Below are 841 nucleotides of genomic sequence, written 5' to 3'. Positions count from 1 at the left end.
CGCGGTCGCCGTCCCCCGCTCCCGCCCGGGCGCGTCCCTGCCGCGAGCCGGCGTACGCGGCCTCGCGCACCCGCCGGAACGCCTCGGGGAAGACCAGCGCCGGATGGCCGTTCAGCATCGGGTCGAACGCGGCGAACTCCCCGTCCGGGAGCACGGTGTGCAGGCTCAGCCGCGCGAGCGGCCGCCGGTACCCCTCGATGCCGAGGACGAAGTCCAGCGGAGCCGCCGCGACGGACTCCGCGATCTCGCCGGGGTCGGCGGAGCGGCCGCGGCCGCGGTCGGCCGCCACGGCCAGGAACCGGATCCGCCCGGCCGCGTGCCGGTAGGGGACCAGCGTGGAGAAGACCCCGGAGCCGAACCCGGAGCTGGGGAAGGGCAGCCATCGGGGCCAGCCCATCGTGGACAGCAGCAGGTCGAGGTCGCCGCCGGGCGCCTGGTCGCACGGGAGCCGGACGGCCAGGCCGAGCACGTCGGGCAGGGCGCCGGGCAGGGAGGCCCCCTTGGAGAGCCGTACCAGGACCTCCCGCTCGCCGGGCTCGTCGAGCACGGGGATGCCGAGGTAGGGGTCGGTGTGGTCGAGGACGCGGAAGGCGGCGTGGAAGAACCGCCCCCGGGTGTGGACCGCGCGGCCGCCGCGCAGCGCCGCCGCGCGGCGGAACAGCGAGGACACGGCGCCGGCCTGATCAGGTGAGGAAGATGCCATGCCCCCCACCTACCCTCCGCATCCGGATCACAGCGGGAAGGGCCGGATCAGGCCGACGCCCGCAGCAGTTCCTCGGCCTGCCGCCGCAGATGGGGCGGGAGGCGGGAGCGCGGGCGGCCAGCGCGCGGGCGGCCAGCG

General features: G+C 77.2%; 1 protein-coding gene. It reads right to left on the bottom strand.

Translation table 11 applies throughout. The annotated features are described in order from the left end of the window. Nucleotides 1-703, bottom strand: a 703-nt coding sequence (locus tag ACWJ6R_RS37295; RefSeq protein ID WP_449066697.1) for a hypothetical protein, incomplete at its 3' end; no start/stop codon positions are given. Between the last annotated feature and the right edge of the window lie 138 nt (nt 704-841).

It is taken from the genome of Planomonospora algeriensis, from assembly GCF_977012225.1.
The sequence above is the reverse complement of the archived record's forward strand: the minus strand, read 5'-3'. Positions and strand labels throughout refer to the sequence as shown.